The 18,006-nt window shown below is 68.7% G+C and carries 13 protein-coding genes and 1 riboswitch; of the genes, 12 read left to right on the forward strand and 1 reads right to left on the reverse strand.

Annotation, left to right across the window (positions count from 1 at the left end):
* Positions 1 to 71 precede the first annotated feature (71 nt).
* The 3 genes from B2G71_RS04820 to B2G71_RS04830 are packed head-to-tail and all read left to right on the forward strand — an operon-like array spanning position 72 to position 4,170.
* Positions 72 to 1,079 carry an SDR family oxidoreductase gene (locus tag B2G71_RS04820; protein WP_098104596.1) on the forward strand — a complete coding sequence of 336 codons (1,008 nt, stop codon included), beginning with the start codon at positions 72 to 74 and terminating at the stop codon, positions 1,077 to 1,079.
* Positions 1,076 to 2,902: a glycoside hydrolase family 15 protein gene (locus B2G71_RS04825; protein ID WP_098104597.1), complete on the forward strand. Its 1,827-nt coding sequence runs from the start codon at positions 1,076 to 1,078 to the stop codon at positions 2,900 to 2,902. The genes B2G71_RS04820 and B2G71_RS04825 overlap by 4 nt, the downstream gene beginning before the upstream one ends.
* A 20-nt stretch (positions 2,903 to 2,922) precedes the next feature.
* Positions 2,923 to 4,170 (forward strand): alpha-hydroxy acid oxidase, encoded by a 1,248-nt coding sequence (locus B2G71_RS04830; protein ID WP_098104598.1) that lies wholly within the window; start codon positions 2,923 to 2,925, stop codon positions 4,168 to 4,170.
* On the opposite strand, the gene B2G71_RS04835 is transcribed toward B2G71_RS04830, so the two are convergent.
* Positions 4,155 to 4,532 carry a sensory rhodopsin transducer gene (locus B2G71_RS04835; RefSeq protein WP_098104599.1) on the reverse strand — a complete coding sequence of 126 codons (378 nt, stop codon included), beginning with the start codon at positions 4,530 to 4,532 and terminating at the stop codon, positions 4,155 to 4,157. The genes B2G71_RS04830 and B2G71_RS04835 overlap by 16 nt on opposite strands.
* Before the next feature lie 149 nt (positions 4,533 to 4,681).
* Here B2G71_RS04835 and B2G71_RS04840 point away from each other — a divergent pair, with 149 nt between their 5' ends.
* The 9 genes from B2G71_RS04840 to B2G71_RS04875 all read left to right on the forward strand — a co-directional run bounded on the left by B2G71_RS04840 (position 4,682) and on the right by B2G71_RS04875 (position 17,521).
* Positions 4,682 to 6,466, forward strand: coding sequence for a thiamine pyrophosphate-requiring protein (locus tag B2G71_RS04840; protein ID WP_098104600.1), 1,785 nt, complete (start codon positions 4,682 to 4,684; stop codon positions 6,464 to 6,466).
* Positions 6,466 to 7,326, forward strand: a complete 861-nt coding sequence (locus tag B2G71_RS04845) for a hypothetical protein (RefSeq protein WP_240530009.1) — start codon at positions 6,466 to 6,468, stop codon at positions 7,324 to 7,326. The genes B2G71_RS04840 and B2G71_RS04845 overlap by 1 nt, the downstream gene beginning before the upstream one ends.
* A complete protein-coding gene (locus tag B2G71_RS04850) occupies positions 7,319 to 7,921 on the forward strand; it encodes a gluconate 2-dehydrogenase subunit 3 family protein (protein WP_098104601.1) in 603 nt (200 codons plus the stop codon). The genes B2G71_RS04845 and B2G71_RS04850 overlap by 8 nt, the downstream gene beginning before the upstream one ends.
* Entirely contained in the window at positions 7,914 to 9,554 is a 1,641-nt protein-coding gene (locus B2G71_RS04855) for a GMC family oxidoreductase (RefSeq protein WP_098104602.1), read from the forward strand. Before B2G71_RS04850 ends, B2G71_RS04855 begins: the two co-directional genes overlap by 8 nt.
* A gap of 170 nt (positions 9,555 to 9,724) precedes the next feature.
* Complete coding sequence (locus B2G71_RS23675) at positions 9,725 to 9,868, forward strand: peptide ABC transporter permease (protein WP_141521494.1); 144 nt, start codon at positions 9,725 to 9,727, stop codon at positions 9,866 to 9,868.
* A 147-nt stretch (positions 9,869 to 10,015) separates the two neighbouring features.
* Positions 10,016 to 12,280, forward strand: coding sequence for an acyl-CoA dehydrogenase (locus tag B2G71_RS04860; RefSeq protein ID WP_098104603.1), 2,265 nt, complete (start codon positions 10,016 to 10,018; stop codon positions 12,278 to 12,280).
* 23 nt (positions 12,281 to 12,303) lie between these two features.
* A complete protein-coding gene (locus tag B2G71_RS04865; protein ID WP_240530029.1) occupies positions 12,304 to 13,539 on the forward strand; it encodes an acetyl-CoA C-acetyltransferase in 1,236 nt (411 codons plus the stop codon).
* On the forward strand, positions 13,539 to 15,641 hold the full coding sequence (locus B2G71_RS04870; RefSeq protein WP_206049299.1) for a 3-hydroxyacyl-CoA dehydrogenase NAD-binding domain-containing protein: 2,103 nt from the start codon (positions 13,539 to 13,541) through the stop codon (positions 15,639 to 15,641). The genes B2G71_RS04865 and B2G71_RS04870 overlap by 1 nt, the downstream gene beginning before the upstream one ends.
* Entirely contained in the window at positions 15,626 to 17,521 is a 1,896-nt protein-coding gene (locus B2G71_RS04875) for an acetyl-CoA hydrolase/transferase C-terminal domain-containing protein (RefSeq protein WP_206049301.1), read from the forward strand. Before B2G71_RS04870 ends, B2G71_RS04875 begins: the two co-directional genes overlap by 16 nt.
* A gap of 91 nt (positions 17,522 to 17,612) precedes the next feature.
* A riboswitch (cobalamin riboswitch) is annotated at positions 17,613 to 17,858 on the forward strand.
* Positions 17,859 to 18,006 lie beyond the last annotated feature (148 nt).

Below are 18,006 nucleotides of genomic sequence, written 5' to 3' on the forward strand. Positions count from 1 at the left end.
GTAAAGGAGCGAGGCGAACCGAAGTTCCCGATCGATCGGAACTTTGGCGCGCGCCGGCCAATTAAGACTGCATGGCTGGACACACGCAAAGCAAAGTCGTGGTCATCACCGGCGCATCCGCCGGAGTTGGCCGCGCGGTCGCCCGAGAATTCGCCGCGCCGGGGGTCAAGCTCGGCCTCATCGCGCGGGGCACCGATGGTCTGGAAGGCGCGGCAAGCGAGGCAAGGCGGGCCGGAGCCGAGGCGCTCGTCCTGCCGCTGGACGTCGCCGACCATCGCGCCGTCGAAGCCGCCGCCGACAAGGTGGAAAAGGCCTTCGGGCCGATCGACACATGGGTCAACGCCGCGTTCGCGGGGGTTCTCTCGCGCTTCGTCGACATGTCGCTCGACGATTACGAGCGGGTCACCAAGGTTACCTACCTCGGGCAGGTCCATGGGACGCATGCCGCGCTCAAGCACATGATCCCGCGCAATCGTGGCTCGATCGTGCTCGTCGGTTCGGCGCTCGCCTATCGTGGCATTCCCCTGCAGTCGGCCTACTGCGGCGCCAAGCACGCGATCCAGGGATTCCACGATTCCTTGCGCAGCGAACTGCTCCACGCCAAGTCGAAGGTGCACGTCACGATGGTGCAGTTGCCCGGCGTCAACACCCCGCAGTTCGACTGGATCCGCACCAACCTGCCGATGAAGCCGAAACCGGCGAGCCCGCCCTATCAGCCCGAAGTCGCCGCCCGCGCGATCCGCTGGGCTTCCGAGCACAAGCGCAAGTCGCTCAAGCTCGGATGGCCGACGCTCGAGGCCGTCTGGGGCGATCGTTTCGCCTCGCCGCTGCTCGACCGTTATCTCGCTCGCACCGCCTTTTCCGGCCAACAGGGCGACGAGCCTGTCGCGCCCGACCGCCGCGACAATCTGTGGGAGCCGGTGCCAGGCGACCACGGCGCGCACGGCCGCTTCGACGCCACCGCACGCAACGCCAGCAGTCAGTTCTGGCTGAGCCGCCACCGCCTGGCAGTGGCGGCCGGATCTGGCCTCGCGCTGATCGGCGGGCTCGCGGCCGCGCTTTCGGCGCGCAAGGCATGAGCGCGGACCGGCGGATCGCGGACTACGCGATGATCGGCGACGGCGAAACCGCCGCGCTGGTCCATCGCGACGCGACGATCGAGTGGCTGTGCTTCCCGCGCTTCGATTCCGAAGCCTGCTTCGCCGCGATCCTCGGCGACCGTGAGAACGGCTGCTGGAGCGTGCAACCGACCGGGAAAATCGAGAACGTTTCGCGCCGCTACCGCGACGACAGCCTGATCCTCGAAACCGATTTCGCAACACCCTGCGGCCGCGTGCGCATCACCGATTTCATGCCGATCCGCGGCGAGGCGCCAGACGTCGTGCGGATCGTGGAAGGACTGGAAGGCGAAGTCGAGGTCGAAAGCGACCTGGTGCTGCGCTTCGACTACGGGCGCATCCACCCCATGGTTCGCAAGTCGGGCGACGGACGCGCGGTCGCCATTGCCGGGCCCAACGGCGTTTCGCTGCATTTCGACTGTGCCATCGAGGCCCAGGACCGGCGTCTCGTGAGCCGTTTCACTGTCCGCGAGGGCGAGAGCCGCAGCCTGGTGTTGACCTGGTTCGCCTCGCACTTGCCCGAGCCCCGCCGGGTCGACCCGATGTGCGCGCTTCACGACACCGTCCGGTTCTGGCGCGACTGGTCCGAACAGATCGACTACGACGCCGCGCACCGGCCGACGGTGCTACGCTCGCTGATGACGCTCAAGGCGCTGATGCATCGCCCGACCGGCGGGATCGTCGCGGCGCCGACGTCGTCGCTGCCCGAAGCGGCGGGCGGCGAGCGCAACTGGGATTACCGCTATTGCTGGCTGCGCGATTCGACGCTGATGCTGCTCGCCTTCAGCCGGATGGGCCTGCGCGAGGAGGCGCGCCACTGGATCGACTGGCTCGCTCGCGCGGTCGGCGGCGATCCGATCGTGCTGCAGCCCTTCTTCGGCATCGACGGATCGCGGCGCCTGCCCGAATGGGAAGCCGACTGGCTTGCCGGCTTCGGCGGCGCCAGGCCCGTGCGATTCGGCAACGACGCCGTCGGACAGCTCCAGCTCGACATCTACGGCGAGGTGATCGACGCGCTGTTCCAGGCGGTGCGCGACGGCGTCGAGGACCAGGGCGAGGCCCGCCGCTTGATCCGCGCGCTGGCCCAAAAGCTGGAAGCGATCTGGTGCGAGCCCGATGCCGGTATCTGGGAAAGCCGCGGCCCCAACCGACACCACACCTATTCCAAGGCGATGTGCTGGGTCGCGTTCGATCGCACCGCAGCGCTCCTGTGCGATCGCGACAAGGAGGAATCCGAGCATTATTGCCGCCTCGCCGAAACGGTGCGCGAACGCGTGCTCGCAGAAGGCTTCGACGAGGAGGCGGATAGCTTCACCGCCGCCTTCGACGATACCGGTCTCGACGCCGCGCTGTTGCGGCTGCCCTTGGTCGGGTTCATCGATGCCAACGATCCGCGCATGATCGCGACGGTCGCGGCGATCGAACGCCATCTGGTGCGCGACGGCTTCGTTTGGCGCTACAACCCCGATATGTTCGACGACGGCATCGGCACCTCGGAGGGCGCTTTCGTCGCACCCTCGTTCTGGCTTGCCGAGGTCTATTACATGCAGGGCCGAGAGGACGAGGCGATCGCGATGTTCGAGCGGATCGCCGGCCACGCCAGCGATCTGGGCCTGATGGCCGAGGAAATCAGCCCCGGAGACCCGCCGCGCCAGCTCGGCAATTTTCCGCAGGGGCTCTCGCACCTCGCGCTGGTGACGGCCGCGCGCCGCCTGTTCGGGCCGCGCGAGGACGGCAACGAACGCAAGGCCGAATCCGAGCCGCTGCCCGAGACCACCGGCTAGCCGCTGACGAGGATTGCGCCATGCCTCAGGACGACCGCGAGACCATTGCCAGCCTGCCGGGTCGAGGACCGTTCCGCGAATACTACGATGGTCCCATGCTGTCTCGGGCGCAGTCGATCGCCGACCTGCGCGCCCGTGCCCACAAGCTCATGCCGCGCTTCGTGCTCGAATATCTCGAAGGCGGCGCGGGGGAAGAGGCCGCGCTGACGCGCGAACGCACGGCGTTCGCCGACTGGCGGTTCCTGCCGCGCATGCTGCGCGACGTCTCGCACCGCTCGGCCCGGCATGCGGTCCTGGACCGCGACGCGCGCCTGCCGCTGGCGATCGCACCGACCGGGCTCAACGGCCTGTTCATGCGCCATGCCGACCTCGCGCTGGCGCGCGCCGCCGCCCGCTTCGGCGTGCCCTTCATCCAGAGCACGATGTCGAACGAGACGATGGAGGACGTGGCGCGGATTCCCGGATTGCGGCACTGGTGGCAGCTCTACGTGTTCGGCGGCGAGCGCATCTGGCACGAACTGGTCGACCGCGCGCTGGCCTGCGGGTGCGAGGCGCTGGTGCTCACGGTCAATTCGCAGGTCTACGGCATGCGCGAATGGGACGAGCGCCAGCGGATCGGCCGGTCGCTGCCATCACCCTCGACCACGCTCGATGCGGCGCGCCATCCGCGCTGGCTGGCGAGCACGCTCAACCATGGCATGCCCGAATTCGCGAACGTGCGCCACTTCCTGCCGGAAGACAAACGCGGGTTCTTCGAAGGCGCGTTCTGGATTCGCGACCAGATGCCCAAGGACCTCGGCTGGCGGCACGTCGAGGCAATCCGCAAGCGTTGGCACGGTCCGCTGCTGATCAAGGGCCTGATCCATCCCGGCGACGTGCGCGAGGCCATGGAGCACGGCGTTGACGGCGTGATCCTCGGCACGCACGGCGGCCGCCAGGCGGACTGGTCGGTGAGCGCGCTCGACGTCCTGCCGGAAGTGCGCGAACTGGTCCCGCGCGACAAGGCGCTCATGATCTCGGGCGGCATCCGCCGGGGCAGCGATATCCTCAAGGCGCTGGCGTTGGGCGCCGATGCCGTGCTGACCGGACGCGCCACGCTTTACGGACTGTGCGCCCACGGCGAAGGCGGCGTGCGCAAGGCGCTCGAGATTCTCGAGACCGAGATGCTCAACGATCTCGGCCAGATCGGGGTCGAGACACTCGACCAGCTCGGCTCGAACATCGTGGTCCCGGCGAAGGACCCGCCCGCGCTTCACCCCGCCGGGTAGGCCATCGTGGTCATCAGCGCGACTTCGGCGGCGCGGCTGTCGAGCCGCGTATGCTGCACGATCACGGGCACCGAGGATTCGATCACGCTGGCATAGTCGGTGCCCCGTGGCACCGGCTCCTCACCCTCCAGCTCGCCGAACCGCAGATGCAGCGTGCGCCGCGCGCCCACGGTGACGCGGTAGGGACCGGCGGGCTCACGGTCGGTGAAGAACAAGGTGATCTCGAGCCGGGCATCGGCATCGCTGGTGTTGAGGACGCAGGCCGCCTCGTGGCTGGTAAGCGCGCGGTCCGCGTTCGCCATGCTCGCGTCCGGGATGAAGCCTTCGGGGATGACCCAGCGGCGGTTTCCGAGCGGTTCCATCGTCGATCTCCTTTTTGATCTTTTCTCGGAACGCATGCGATCTTTTCTCGGAACGCATGCGAGGGGCGATGGTTACCGATTCAGGGAACGGCGGAAATCGCCGCTCGGGGGGCAGTACTGATCACCGCCGACCGAAGGAGGCCTCCGCCATGTCCACGTCCGTTTCCCACTTCATCTGGGACAGACTTCACCAATGGGGTGTGCGCCGCATCTTCGGCTACCCCGGAGACGGGATCAACGGCCTGGTGGGCGCGCTCGACGAATTGCGCGACAAGTTCGAATTCGTACAGGTGCGCCACGAGGAAATGGCCGCCTTCATGGCCTCGGCGCACGCCAAGTTCACCGGTGAGCTGGGCGTGTGCCTCGCCACCTCCGGACCCGGCGCCTCGCACCTCGTGACCGGGCTTTACGACGCGCGGATGGATCACATGCCCGTGCTCGCCCTCGTCGGCCAGCAGGCCCGCAGCGCGGTGGGCGCGCACTACCAGCAGGAACTCGACCTGCAATCGCTGTTCAAGGACGTGGCCGGGGCCTTCACCGGCTATGCCGCCGAGGCGCCGCAAGTGCGCCATCTGGTCGATCGCGCGTGCCGGATCGCGCTCGGCCGGCGGCGCGTGACCGCGCTGATCGTTCCCAACGATCTCCAGGAAGAGCCGATGGCAATGCCAGCGCGCGAGCACGGCTCGGTGTTCTCGGGCGTCGGCTACACGCGTCCCAAGGTCGTGCCCGAGGCGAGCGACCTGAAACGCGCGGCCGAAGTGCTCAACTCGGGCAAGAAAGTCGCCATCCTCGCCGGCGCGGGCTGCGTCGGGGCCGAGAACGAGGTCATCGCGATTGCCGACAGGCTCGGCGCGGGAGCGGCCAAGGCGCTGCTCGGCAAGCAGGTGCTGCCCGATGATCTCGACTGGGTGACCGGCTCGATCGGCCTGCTCGGCACCGAGCCGAGCTACGAGATGATGATGGATTGCGACACCTTGCTGATGCTCGGCTCGGGCTTTCCCTACTCCGAGTTTCTGCCGGAAGAAGGCCAGGCGCGCGGCGTTCAGGTCGATATCGATCCGGGCATGCTCTCGATCCGCTACCCGATGGAAGTGCCGCTCGAAGGCGACGTCAAGTCGACGATCGAAGCGCTCCTGCCGCTGCTCGAACAGAAGACCGACACCGCGTGGCGCGACGAGATCGCCGGCTGGAAGCGCGACTGGACCGCCAAGCTGCGCGACCGCGCGATGGTGAGCGCCGATCCGGTCAATCCGCAGCGGGTGTTCACCGAGCTCTCGCCGCGCCTGCCCGACCGCGCGATCGTGACCAGCGATTCGGGCTCGTGCGCCAACTGGTATGCGCGCGACCTGATGATGCGGCGTGACATGATGGGCTCGCTATCGGGCGGGCTCGCATCGATGGGCGCGGGCGTGCCTTACGCGATCGCGGCCAAGTTCGCGCATCCCGACAGGCCGGTGATCGCCTGCGTCGGCGACGGCGCGATGCAGATGAACAACATGGCCGAGCTGATCACGGTCGCCAAGTACTGGCAGCAGTGGGCCGATCCGACCTTCGTCGTGTGCGTGCTCAACAACGAGGATCTCAACCAGGTCACCTGGGAACAGCGGGTGATGGAGGGCAATCCCAAGGCCGAGATGACGCAGCGCCTGCCCGATGTCCCCTACCACCGCTTCGCCGAGATGATCGGCCTTGCCGGTATCTTCGTCGACGATCCCGACCGGCTCGCCAATGCCTGGGAGACGGCGCTCTCGGCGGGCCGTCCGACGCTGCTCGAGGTCAAGACCGATCCCGAGGTGCCGCCGCTGCCGCCGCACATCTCCTTCAAGCAGGCGAAGAACATGATGTTCGCGACCGCGAAAGGCGATCCGAACGAAGCGGGCATGATCCGCGGCAGCATCAAGCAGCTCACGGCGACGCTGACGGGCGGCGACTGATGCGGGGGCGAAGTCTCGCCCTCCCGCTCGTCCGTATCCTGCTCCGGATCGCCCGCCCGGCGAGCCGCGAGGCCCGCGCGGCGACTTTCTTCACGGGCGGCGCGGCGGTGCTCGCCGGATCGGTCCTCGCCGATTCGGCGACCGAGCACTACCGCGGCTCGTTCCGCAATCCCGCGATGGTGCTGCCGCTGCTCTCGGCCTCGGCCTCGCTGATCATCAACGGCGGCGGCGGTTCATTTTCCCGCAAGACCGCCGACGTCGTCCATGTGGCGGCGGGTGCGGTCGGCCTGGGCGGGCTCGGCTTTCACGCCTGGAACGTCGGTCGCCAGACGGGCGGTTACCGGCTCGGCAACCTGCTCTACAAGGCGCCGCTCGGCGCGCCCGGAGCACTGGTGCTGACGGGCCTGCTGGGCGCGATCGCCGGCGCGCTGCGCGAGAGCCGGGCGGGGGCGGTCGTCCCGCGTCTCGTGACCGGACGGGCCGCGGGAGCCGTCGTTGCCTTCGGGCTCGCGGGCACGGTCGCGGAAGCCGGCCTGCTGCACTTTCGCGGCGCCTTTCACAATCCGGCGATGTGGCTGCCGGTCTCGATCCCTCCGCTGACGGCGCTGAGCCTCGCCCGCGATGTGGCGCGCGCCATCCCCTCGCCCGCGACGCCCTACTTGCTTGCGATGACGGCGACGCTCGGCCTCGCGGGGGCGGCGTTCCATGCCTGGGGCGTCTCGCGCAACATGGGTGGCTGGCGCAACTGGCGCCAGAATCTGCTCGCCGGGCCGCCGATCCCGGCCCCGCCCTCCTTCACCGGGCTCGCGATCGCCGGGTTCGGCGCGCTGCTGCTGCTCAAGGGACGCACCCATGGCTGACCGCTACGCGCACTACGACGTGCTCGACAAGCGCGATACGCCAAGCTGGAATGACAAGACCCGCCAGGTCATCGACGCGCGCATGTCGCTGCGCGAAGCCGACGCCGGCATCGGCGAGGCGCGACTCGCCACCTTGCGCCGCCTCGTCTCGCGCATCGCGCCGCAGCCAGAGCGCCACGCGCCCGCGAACACCGTCGCGCTGCTGGCGCACAAGATCGTGAAGGACGAAGGCGAAGGCTTCCGCCCCGCCACCCTGCCGCGGCTGCGAGAGTGCTGGCTGCGCGGCCTCGATGCGATCGAGGCCGAAGCACAGGCCCGCCATGGCCGCGCCTTCGCCGGCCTCGACGCCGAGCGCGCCGACGCGCTGCTGCGCGGCATCGAGGCGGGTGAGACGCAGGCGTCCGACTGGATCGCCCTGCCCGCCCGCGACTTCTGGAACTGGCGCGTGATCCCCGACATCGTCTCGATGCACTGGTCGCATCCCTCGCTGTGGAGCGCGATGGGCTTCGGTGGCCCGGCCTCACCGCGCGGCTATGTCCGGCTCGACGTCAATCGCCGCGATCCCTGGGAGGCAGAGGAGCACGGCGATGGCTGAGGACGATGCCGACATCCGCTGCGCCGGCGGCCGCGCGCCCGATCCGCTGGTGCCCGGCGGCTGGCTGGAAATGCGCGAATACGGCGAGGAGCCGGTCGATTTCGTGATCGTCGGCACCGGCGCGGGCGGTGCTCCGCTCGCGGCCAGGCTCGCCGAGGCGGGCTTCTCGGTCGTGGCGATGGACGCGGGGCCGTTCTGGCGTCCGCTCGAGGACTTCGCCTCGGATGAAAGCCATCAGTCCAAGCTGTTCTGGACTGACGATCGCATCGTCGACGGCGACGATCCAATCGTCCTCGGATCGAACAATTCGGGCAAGTCCGTGGGCGGCTCCACCGTCCACTTCGCGATGGTCTCGCTGCGCTTCCGGCCCGATCATTTCCGCAGCCGCTCGCTGCTCGGCTACGGCGCCGACTGGCCGATCGACTGGCGCGAAATGTGGGACTACTACCGCGAGGTCGAGCGAGTGCTGCACATCTCCGGGCCGGTCTCGTACCCATGGGGGCCGAAGCGCCCGCGCTATCCCTTGCGCGCGCATCCGCTCAACGCCGCCGCCGACTACCTCGCGCGCGGCGCCGAGGCGCTGGGCATCGATTGGGCCGAGACGCCGATCGCCACGCTCTCTGCGCCGATCGGCAAGGCGCATCCTTGCGTCTATCGCGGTTTCTGCGTCACCGGATGCTCGACCAACGCAAAACAATCCGCGCTCGTCACCTGGATTCCGCGCGCGCTCCGCGCCGGCGCCGAAGTGCGCGACCGCGCCATGGTCGGCCGCATCGAGACGGGCCCGAACGGTCTCGCGACCGGGGTGCACTACCATCGCGGCGGCCAGTGGCGCTTCCAGCGTGCGCGCGCCGTGATCGTCGCGGGCTACGCGATCGAAACGCCGCGCCTGCTGCTCGCCTCTGCGACGGCGGACCAGCCCGACGGCCTCGCCAATTCCTCGGGGCTTGTCGGGCGCAATCTCATGATCCAGCTCAACCAGGCCGCCTGGGGGCAGGTCGACGACGAGGTCCGCTCCTACAAGGGGCCGCCCAGCCTCGCGGTCTCCGAACACTGGAACTACCGCGACGAAGGCAAGGACTACCACGGCGGCTGGAGCTACATGAGCCAGGGGCCGTTGCCGGTCACCTGGGCCAAGACGCTGGCTGGCGGCCGCGGCCTGTGGGGGCGTGAGTTGCTCGACGAGATGGAGCGGGCCAACCATTCGGTGGGCCTCAAGATGGTCGGCGAAGCGCTGCCCAACGCGGCCAACCGCGTCACGCTCGCCGACGAGACCGACCAGTATGGCCTGCGCATCCCACGCGTAACCCATTCCTATTCGGACAACGAGCGCGCGATGATGCGCCATGCGACGCGGTTCATGGAAGACAGTCTCAAGGCGACCGGCGCGCGCGAGACCTGGCGTGAGATGGGCGATACCTGCCATCTGGGCGGGACCGCACGCATGGGCTTCGACCGGACGACGAGCGTGGTCGACGCCGATTGCCGAAGCTGGGACGTGCCGAACCTGTGGATCTGCGACGGGTCCGTCTTCCCGACCGTGGGCGGCGTGAACCCGTCGCTCACGATCCAGGCCATCGCCTGCCGGACCGCCGACAGGATCGTCGCCATGAGCCGACAGGGCGCGTTGTGAGCGACATATTTCCCGGTTGGCTGACCGCCATCCGAACCCAATCGGTGGCGCGTAAGCCGTCCAGGGAAAGCCACAGGTCGTCGCGGCTTTCGGAACGATCGCGGCCCGCCCTTCACTGAGTCGGCAAGGGCGCAACCCGAACGCCCGCAAGCCACTCGAAAGGACGCAGCATGACCGACCAGCCGATCACCCGCACCGCCCGCGAAGCGCGCGGCGCCGATATCATTCTCGACACCCGCCCGCGCCGCACGGTGTTCATCGCGGGACTGGCGGCAATGGTCCTGCTCGCGCTGCTTGGCTTCGGCTTGGCGTGAGGCGACGCGCACCGCTCCGCGACGCAGGGCTGCCCCCTATCGACCGGCATCTTTTTCGGTTTCGGAACCTTGCCCCCGGCTCGCGCCTTCCTTCACCAGGACCGCCCGCCGCCGCCACGGCCGGGCCAAGGAATTTGGAGTGCCACCATGCTGAAAGCGCTGCGCCGCAAGATCCTCACACGACCGATCTTCGCGTGGGCAAAGGGAAGCCTTCCCGCGCTGTCCCCCACGGAGCGCGAGGCCATGGAGGCCGGAGACACCTGGTGGGACAAGGACCTGTTTTCCGGCGCCCCCGACTGGGAGGCGATGCGGGCAATGGCCCCGCCCGCGCTCAGCGCCGAGGAAAGCGCCTTTCTCGACGGACCGGTGGCCGAACTGTGCGACCGGCTCGACGACTGGCGGATCGCGGCGGTCGACATGGACCTGCCGCCCGACATCTGGGATTTCCTCAAGCGCGAGAAGTTCTTTGGGATGATCATTCCCAGGGAGCATGGCGGCCTCGGCTTCAGTGCCTTCGCGCACAGCGAAGTGGTCAAGCGCATATCGACGCGCTCGGTGACCGCCGCGGTCACGGTGATGGTGCCCAACTCGCTCGGCCCGGGCGAACTGCTGCTGCAATTCGGCACCGACGCGCAACGCAAGCACTGGCTCCCGCGCCTGGCTGACGGGCGCGAAGTCCCCTGCTTCGCGCTGACGAGCGAGGAAGCGGGCTCGGACGCGTCCTCGATGGTCGATGAAGGCGTGATCTGCCGCCGCAAGATCGACGGCAAGGATGTGCTGGGCATCAGCCTCACCTTCTCGAAGCGCTACATAACCCTCGCCCCCGTCGCGAGCGTGCTCGGGCTCGCCTTCAAGCTGCGCGATCCAGACCACCTTCTGTCCGGCGAGGAGGATCGCGGCATCACCGTGGCGCTCGTGCCGACCGACACGCCCGGCGTGGTTCATGGCCGCCGCCACCTGCCCTCGATGCAGGCGTTCCAGAACGGCCCGGTCTCGGGCGAGGACGTGTTCGTGCCGCTCGAGGCGATCATCGGCGGCGAGGAACAGATCGGCCAGGGCTGGAAGATGCTGATGGCCGCGCTCGCCGCCGGACGCGGCATCTCACTGCCCTCGCTGGCCACCGCCGCCGCCTGCCTCGGCGCACGCGCGACCGGCGCCTATGCCCGCGTGCGCCAGCAGTTCGGCATCCCCGTGGGCAAGTTCGAGGGCGTCAAGGAACCCCTCGGCCGCATTGCCGGCACCGCGTACATGCTCGAGGCCGCGCGCCGCTTCACGTGCGCGGGGCTCGACCAAGGCCACCATCCCTCGATCGTTTCGGCAATCATGAAGTACCACGCCACCGACCGCATGCGCGAGGCGGTGAACGATACGATGGACGTCCACGGCGGCAAGACCATCATCGACGGCCCGCGCAACTGGTTCGGCGGCGTCTATCGCTCGGTCCCGGTGGGCATCACCGTCGAGGGCGCGAACATCGTCACCCGCAGCCTCATCATCTTCGGACAGGGCGCCACGCGTGACCATCCCCACCTGATCGACGAGATGGCCGCGCTCGGCGCCGAGGGCGACGAGGCGCTCCAAGACTTCGACGATGTCGTGTGGAAGCACGCCGGCCACATCTTCGCCAACCTCGCCCGCTCGATGACCGCCGCCTGGACCGGCGGCGCCATCGCGAACGCACCCAGGGCAGGGCCGGTCAAGGGCTACTACAAGCAGATGTCGCGCTACAGCGCCGCGCTGGCGACCGCCGCCGAAGGCGCGCTGATCGCGGTCGGCGGCGCGCTCAAGCGCAAGGAGGCGATCTCGGCGCGATACGGCGACATCCTCGCCGAACTCTACCTGCTCTCGGCCGTGCTCAAGCGCTGGGAAGACGACGGCGGCCTCGCGGAGGACCTGCCGCTGGTCGAGTGGTGCTGCCAGACCGGCTTCTCGCGGATCGAGGACCGCTTCGATGCGATCTTCGTCAACTTCCCGGTGCCCCTGCTCGACAAGGTTCTGCGTGCGGTCACCCTGCCGTTCCGCAGCCATCCACGCGGCCCAAGCGACGAGACCCTGTTCGCCTGCGCCGACGCCATCCTCAAGAGCGGGCGCCAGCGCGACCGCATCGCCTGCGGCGTTCACGAAGGCCCGCCCTCCGCGCCATTGTCGGAACTCGAAGTGGCGCTCGATCTCGTCGAAAAGACGCAGGCGCTGCACGACCGCCGCCGCAAGCTGGGCGAAGCCTCGCTCAACGACGCCGAGCGTGAGGCCCTGAAACAGGCTCAGGCGGCCGTGGCCAAGGTCGTCGCCGTCGACGATTTCGATCCGGACGAACTGACCGGCGTTCTCGCCGGTCGCACAAGCCAAGAAAAGAAGAAGGAGCAGGAGCCATCGAACGGTCAGCCCGATCGCAAGCCCGTCCCGTCCACGTAATCGACGGCGCGCGCACGCCTTTCATCAAGGCGCGCGGCAAGCCGGGGCCGTTCAGTCCGGCCGATCTCGCCGTCCAGTGCGGTAGGCCGTTGCTGCTGCGCCAACCTTTCGCGCCCGACGAATTCGACCAGGTGATCCTGGGCTGCGCCAACCAGATCGCGGGTGAGATGAACGTCGCCCGGGTCGCGGCACTGCGGCTCGGCTGCGGTGACGAGATGCCCGCCTGGACGGTGCACCGCAATTGCGGTTCGGGCATGCAGTCGCTCGACGATGCCTTCCGCGCGGTGGCGCACGGCGACATGGACCTCGTCCTGGCCGGCGGCACCGAAGCGCTGAGCCGCGCGCCGCTGATCCTGTCCGACGAGGCGACCGAGTGGCTTGCCGAGTTCCAGCAGGCGCGCAGCGCCGCCGATCGCGTCAAGGCGATGAGCCGGTTCCAGGTGGGCTTCCTTTCGCCCGAGATTGGCCTCAAGCAGGGCCTGACCGATCCGGTCAGCGGCCTCGCCATGGGACAGACCGCCGAGGAACTGGCGCACCGCTTCGGCATCAGCCGCTGGCAGGCCGACGACTACGCGCTCGAAAGCCACCGCCGCCTCGCCCGGGCGCAGGAGGAAGGCTGGCTGGCAAACGAAGTCGAGCCGATGTTCGCGCCCGACGGCACGATCTACGACCACGACGACGGCGTGCGGCCCGACAGCACGATCGAGGCGCTTGGCAAGCTCAAGCCCGTGTTCGAGCGCTATGGCGACGTCACCGCGGGCAACGCCAGCCAGGTGACCGACGGCGCATGCTGGATGATCCTCGCCTCCGACGAGGCGGTGCAGCGCCATGGCCTCACGCCGATCGCCACGATCCGCGACAGCGAGTGGGCCGCGCTCGACCCGCGCGTCATGGGCCTCGGGCCGGTGCTGTGCTCGGCCCCGCTGCTCGAACGCGGCGGGTTCGGTCTCGACGATATCGACTTGTGGGAACTCAACGAGGCCTTCGCCGCGCAAGTGCTCGCCTGCCTCCAGGCCTTTGCCGACGAGGCGTTCTGCCGCGAGGTGCTCGGGCTCGACGCCCCGATCGGCGGCATCGACCGCGCCAAGCTCAACATCGATGGCGGCGCGATCAGCCTCGGCCACCCGGTGGGTACGAGCGGCACGCGCATCGTGCTCCACCTCGTCAACGCGCTGCGGCGAACGGGAGGCAAACGCGGCATCGCCACCGAATGCATCGGCGGCGGCCAAGGCGGCGCGATGCTGGTGGAGCTGGCATGATGACGGATAGCGATATGACCAAGACGGCCAAGACCAAGACGAGCGTGAAGCAGTTCCTCGGCCCGGAACCGATGACCGGCAGCGAAGGCACGCGCGGCACGCACTGGCTGCGCCGTGAGGAAGGCGACCGCATCTGGCTGGTGCTCGACCGGCAGGGCGTTTCGACCAACACCTTCAACGAAGAGGTCTTCTCCGAGCTCGACGCCCTGCTCGACGATGTCGAGAAGGGCCACTGGCGCACCGTGATCTTCCGCTCGGCCAAGGCCTCGGGCTTCGCCGCGGGCGCCGATCTTTCGCAGTTTCGCGGCGTCGATGCCGGCCCGCAACTCGATCGCCGCATCGCCGAGGCCAACGACGTGATCGACCGCGTCGCCGCGCTCAAGGCGCGCACCGTGGCGGTGGTGCACGGCACTTGCGTCGGCGGCGGCCTCGAGCTCGCGCTGGCCTGCGACCGGATCGTGGCGCGCGACGATACCCGCCTCGGGTTTCCCGAAGTCCTGGTCGGCCTTCATCCGGGCCTTGGCGGCACCGCGCGGCTGACGCACCGGATCCAGCCGATCGAGGCGATGACGCTGATGCTCACCGGCAAGACCGTGTCGGCACGCAAGGCCTTCAAGCTGGGTATCGTCGATGCCGTCGTGCCCGAGCGCAACGTCGCCAAGGCGGTCGACGAGGCAGCGCGCGGACGGATCGAGCGGCGCGGCGCGGGCTTCGGTGCGGATGCGCTCAATCTTCGCCCCGCGCGTCTCGCGGCGGGCCGCAGGATGCGCGCCGAAGCCGACAAGCGCGCGCCACACGAGCATTATCCCGCGCCTTACGCACTGATCGAGCTTTGGGAGCGTCACGGCGGCTCGCAGGCCGAGATGCTGGAGGCGGAACGCCGTTCGTTCGCCGCGCTGCTGCCGCTCACCGCGACCCAGAACCTGGTACGCGCCTTCTTCCTGCGCGAGCGGCTCAAGACCAACGGCAAGGGCAAGAACGAGGTCGCCCACGTCCATGTCATCGGGGCGGGCACGATGGGCGCGGAAATCGGTGCCTGGTGCGCGCTCAAGGGCATGCATGTGACGATCGAGGACCCGATGACGGCCTCGCTGAGCAAGGCTGTCGCGGGCGCGCACAAGCTGTTTGCGCGCAAGCTGGACGGTCCGGAACGGCTGCGTGCGAACGACCGATTCGTGCCCGACGTGCATGGAGCCGGCCTGCGTCACGCCGACCTCGTAATCGAGGCCGCGCCCGAAAAGACCGATCTCAAGCGCGGCATCTACGAGCGCATCGAAGGCGCGGTCGGCGAAGAAGTGATCATCGCGACCAACACCTCCAGCCTCGATCTCAACGCGCTATCGAAAGGGCTGAAGCATCCCGAGCGGTTCGTGGGCATCCACTTCTTCAATCCGGTCTCGAAGCTGGATCTCGTCGAGGTGGTGCGCCACGACGGCGTTGCCGAGGACGCCTTTGCCCGCGCGTTGCGCTTCGTCGGCGCGATCGGCAAGCTGCCGCTGCCGGTCAAGGCCGCGCCCGGCTTCCTCGTCAACCGCGCGCTCATGCCCTATCTGGGCGAAGCCTTGCTGATGATCGAGGAAGGCGAACAGCCCGAGCGGATCGACGCCGCGGCCGAGCGCTTCGGCATGCCCGTCGGGCCGGTCGAACTCGCCGACCAGGTCGGCCTCGACATCTGTCTCGCCGTCGCGGAGTCGCTTGCCGAGGGGCTTGATCGGCCGATGCCGGAAATCCCGGAAGGCCTGCGCATCAAGGTCGATCGCGGCGAACTCGGCCGCAAGACCGGCACCGGGCTCTACGCCTGGGACGAGAACGGCAAGGCCCTCAAGAACCCGGTCCGCGAGGAGCCCGACGCGGCGATGGCCGACCGGCTGATCCTGCCGATGATCGACGCCGTCGCCGCCGCGCTCGACGAAGGCGTGGTGGAGGACGACGAGAGCGCGGACGCGGCGATGGTCTACGGCACCGGCTTCGCGCCGTTTCGCGGCGGACCGATCGAATATGCGCGGTCGCGCGGCTTCGCCGATGTCGCGAGCACGCTTGAAAAGCAAGCGCGTCTGCACGGCCCGCACCACGCGCCGAGCGCCTGGTGGCGCAAGACCTGAGGGCTGCGATGGAGCGGTTTTCCGATCCCTCGGCCCTCGCGCGATGGATCGTCGGGCAGGCCGGGCAAAGCTTGCACGTCGCCCTGCCCCTCGGCATCGGCAAGGCGACGCATGTCGCGAACGCGCTGTTCGCTATGGCGCGCGAGGACCCGGCGTTGCGGCTCGAGATCATGACCGCCCTCACGCTCGAGCGGCCGAGCGCGAGTTCCGATCTTCAGGCGCGGTTTCTCGAACCCTTCGTGGACCGCCATTTCGCCGGCTATGTCGAGCTGGACTACGCGCGCGCGCTGCGGGGCGACGGCCTGCCCGACAATGTCGCCGTCACCGAATTCTTCCTCAATTCGGGGGCCTGGCTCGGCAACGCGCGTGCTCAGCAGGACTACGTGAGCGTGAATTACAGCGCCGCCCCGCGCGACGTCATCCTCGCCAAGCCGATCAACCTGCTCGCGCAGCTCGTCGCCGTCGACGAGAGCGGCCCAAAGCCGCGCTACAGCCTCGCGTGCAATCCCGACGTCACGCTCGACATCCTGTCCGAACTGGAAGAGCGCCGCGCGCGCGGCGCGCCGTTCCTGTTCGTCGGGCAAGTTAACCGCGACCTGCCGTTCATGCCCGGCAGCGCCGAGATCGCCGCCGACCGCTTCGACGCCCTGCTCGACGATCCTGCGGTCGAATTCCCGATCTTCGCCGCGCCGCGCCGTCCAGTCTCGACCGCCGAGTACGTGACGGGCCTTCACGTGGCGAGCCTCGTCGAGGACGGCGGCACGCTGCAGATCGGCATCGGCTCGATGGGCGACGCGATCGCCTATGCGCTGATCCTGCGCCACCGCCACAACGCACTGTTTCGCGAGCTGCTCAGCCGGATCACCGACGAGCCGCGCGAGACCGAGCCGTTCGAGCACGGCCTCTACGCGGCGAGCGAAATGTTCGTCGACGGGTTTCTCGAGCTTTACGACGCCGGCATTCTCAAGCGCCGCTCGGCGCGCGGTCCGGTGCTGCACGGCGCCTTCTTCGTCGGCTCGCGCGGCTTCTACACGCGGCTCAAGGCGATGGACGAGGCGCGGCGCGCCGATTTTGACATGACCGCTGTCTCGTTCACCAACGCCCTATATGGAGACGAGGACGAGAAGCGCGCCGACCGTGTCCATGCGCGCTTCGTCAACACCGTGATCAAGGCCGACGTACTCGGCGCGGCGCAGGCCGATACGCTGGGCGACGGGCGCGTGATCAGCGGAGTCGGCGGCCAGCACGATTTCGTCGAGCAGGCGCTGGCACTGCGCGGCGCGCATTCGATCCTGACCGTGGCCTCGACCCGAACCCGCGACGACGAGACGAGCAGCAACATCGTCTGGCAGCTCGATCGCACCACGATCCCGCGCCACATGCGCGACGTCGTCGTCAGCGAATACGGCGTCGCGCATCTCAAGGCCGCCAGCGACGCGCAGTGCATCGCGCGCATGGCCGCGATCAGCGATGCGCGCTTCGCCCCCGAACTGCTCGATACGGCGAGGAAGGCGGGCAAGATCGACGGCAACGCGCACGTCGAGGTCGAGCGCAACACGCCCGAGCGGCTCGAAGACCTGCTGCGCGCGCCGCGCGAGGCGGGGCACTTTGCCCCTTTCCCCTTCGGCAGCGATTTCACCGCCGAGGAGCAGACCGCGCTGCGGGCGCTGACGGTGCTGCGCGAGGCAGGCTCGAGCGCGAGCGCGCTTGCCGCCCTCGCCTGGGACGGCATGCGCCACAATCCCGACGTCGCCGAGCGCACCGCGCTGCGACGGCTCGGGCTGGCCGGCGATGACGGCGCGCCGGGTGCGCGCGAACGTCTGTATCGGCTGCTGTTGTGCGGCGCCTGGGCAGGCTTGTCCCGGACGCACCGACCATAACGATCGCGCGACGCCTCGCGACTTCACCGGGAACGAGGGATTGCTTTTCATTGCGGTCCGCTTATGAGCGTCGCCGGAAGCGGGCCTGCCCTGCTTTCAGACACGCGCCGGTGCCCGGAAGGGCTTAATCGGGAACACGGTGAGAAACGCCCCTGCGGCGGATCGAATCCGAGGCTGTCCCTGCAACTGTAAGCGGCGAGCGTGATGCACATCGCTTTCTTCCTTCCGGAAGAAGGCAGCCACTGGGCCCGATGCACCGTCATCCAAGGCCTGGGAAGGCCGTGCACAGCGCTTTGACCCGCGAGCCAGGAGACCTGCCGGCGCATTGTCGCTCTTGCCGCGGTTCAGGGGTTGGCCATGGCACGGTATCTCTCCGTCAGAGCGACGAACCGTTGCGGCTGGGGCCGCACGGCCTTGCGCTGCGCGGGCGACATGCGCCCGTCCGCGACGCGCGGGCCGGCCGTTCGTTCGCCTGACCGGTGCCT

This window comes from Novosphingobium sp. PC22D, assembly GCF_002556635.1.
Lineage (GTDB): Bacteria > Pseudomonadota > Alphaproteobacteria > Sphingomonadales > Sphingomonadaceae > Novosphingobium.

Coding starts and splice junctions, on each gene's coding strand:
- B2G71_RS04820 (WP_098104596.1), top strand. CDS start 72: ATGGCTGGACACACGCAAAGCAAAGTCGTGGTCATCACCGGCGCATCC.
- B2G71_RS04825 (WP_098104597.1), top strand. CDS start 1,076: ATGAGCGCGGACCGGCGGATCGCGGACTACGCGATGATCGGCGACGGC.
- B2G71_RS04830 (WP_098104598.1), top strand. CDS start 2,923: ATGCCTCAGGACGACCGCGAGACCATTGCCAGCCTGCCGGGTCGAGGA.
- B2G71_RS04835 (WP_098104599.1), bottom strand. CDS start 4,532: ATGGAACCGCTCGGAAACCGCCGCTGGGTCATCCCCGAAGGCTTCATC.
- B2G71_RS04840 (WP_098104600.1), top strand. CDS start 4,682: ATGTCCACGTCCGTTTCCCACTTCATCTGGGACAGACTTCACCAATGG.
- B2G71_RS04845 (WP_240530009.1), top strand. CDS start 6,466: ATGCGGGGGCGAAGTCTCGCCCTCCCGCTCGTCCGTATCCTGCTCCGG.
- B2G71_RS04850 (WP_098104601.1), top strand. CDS start 7,319: ATGGCTGACCGCTACGCGCACTACGACGTGCTCGACAAGCGCGATACG.
- B2G71_RS04855 (WP_098104602.1), top strand. CDS start 7,914: ATGGCTGAGGACGATGCCGACATCCGCTGCGCCGGCGGCCGCGCGCCC.
- B2G71_RS23675 (WP_141521494.1), top strand. CDS start 9,725: ATGACCGACCAGCCGATCACCCGCACCGCCCGCGAAGCGCGCGGCGCC.
- B2G71_RS04860 (WP_098104603.1), top strand. CDS start 10,016: ATGCTGAAAGCGCTGCGCCGCAAGATCCTCACACGACCGATCTTCGCG.
- B2G71_RS04870 (WP_206049299.1), top strand. CDS start 13,539: ATGACGGATAGCGATATGACCAAGACGGCCAAGACCAAGACGAGCGTG.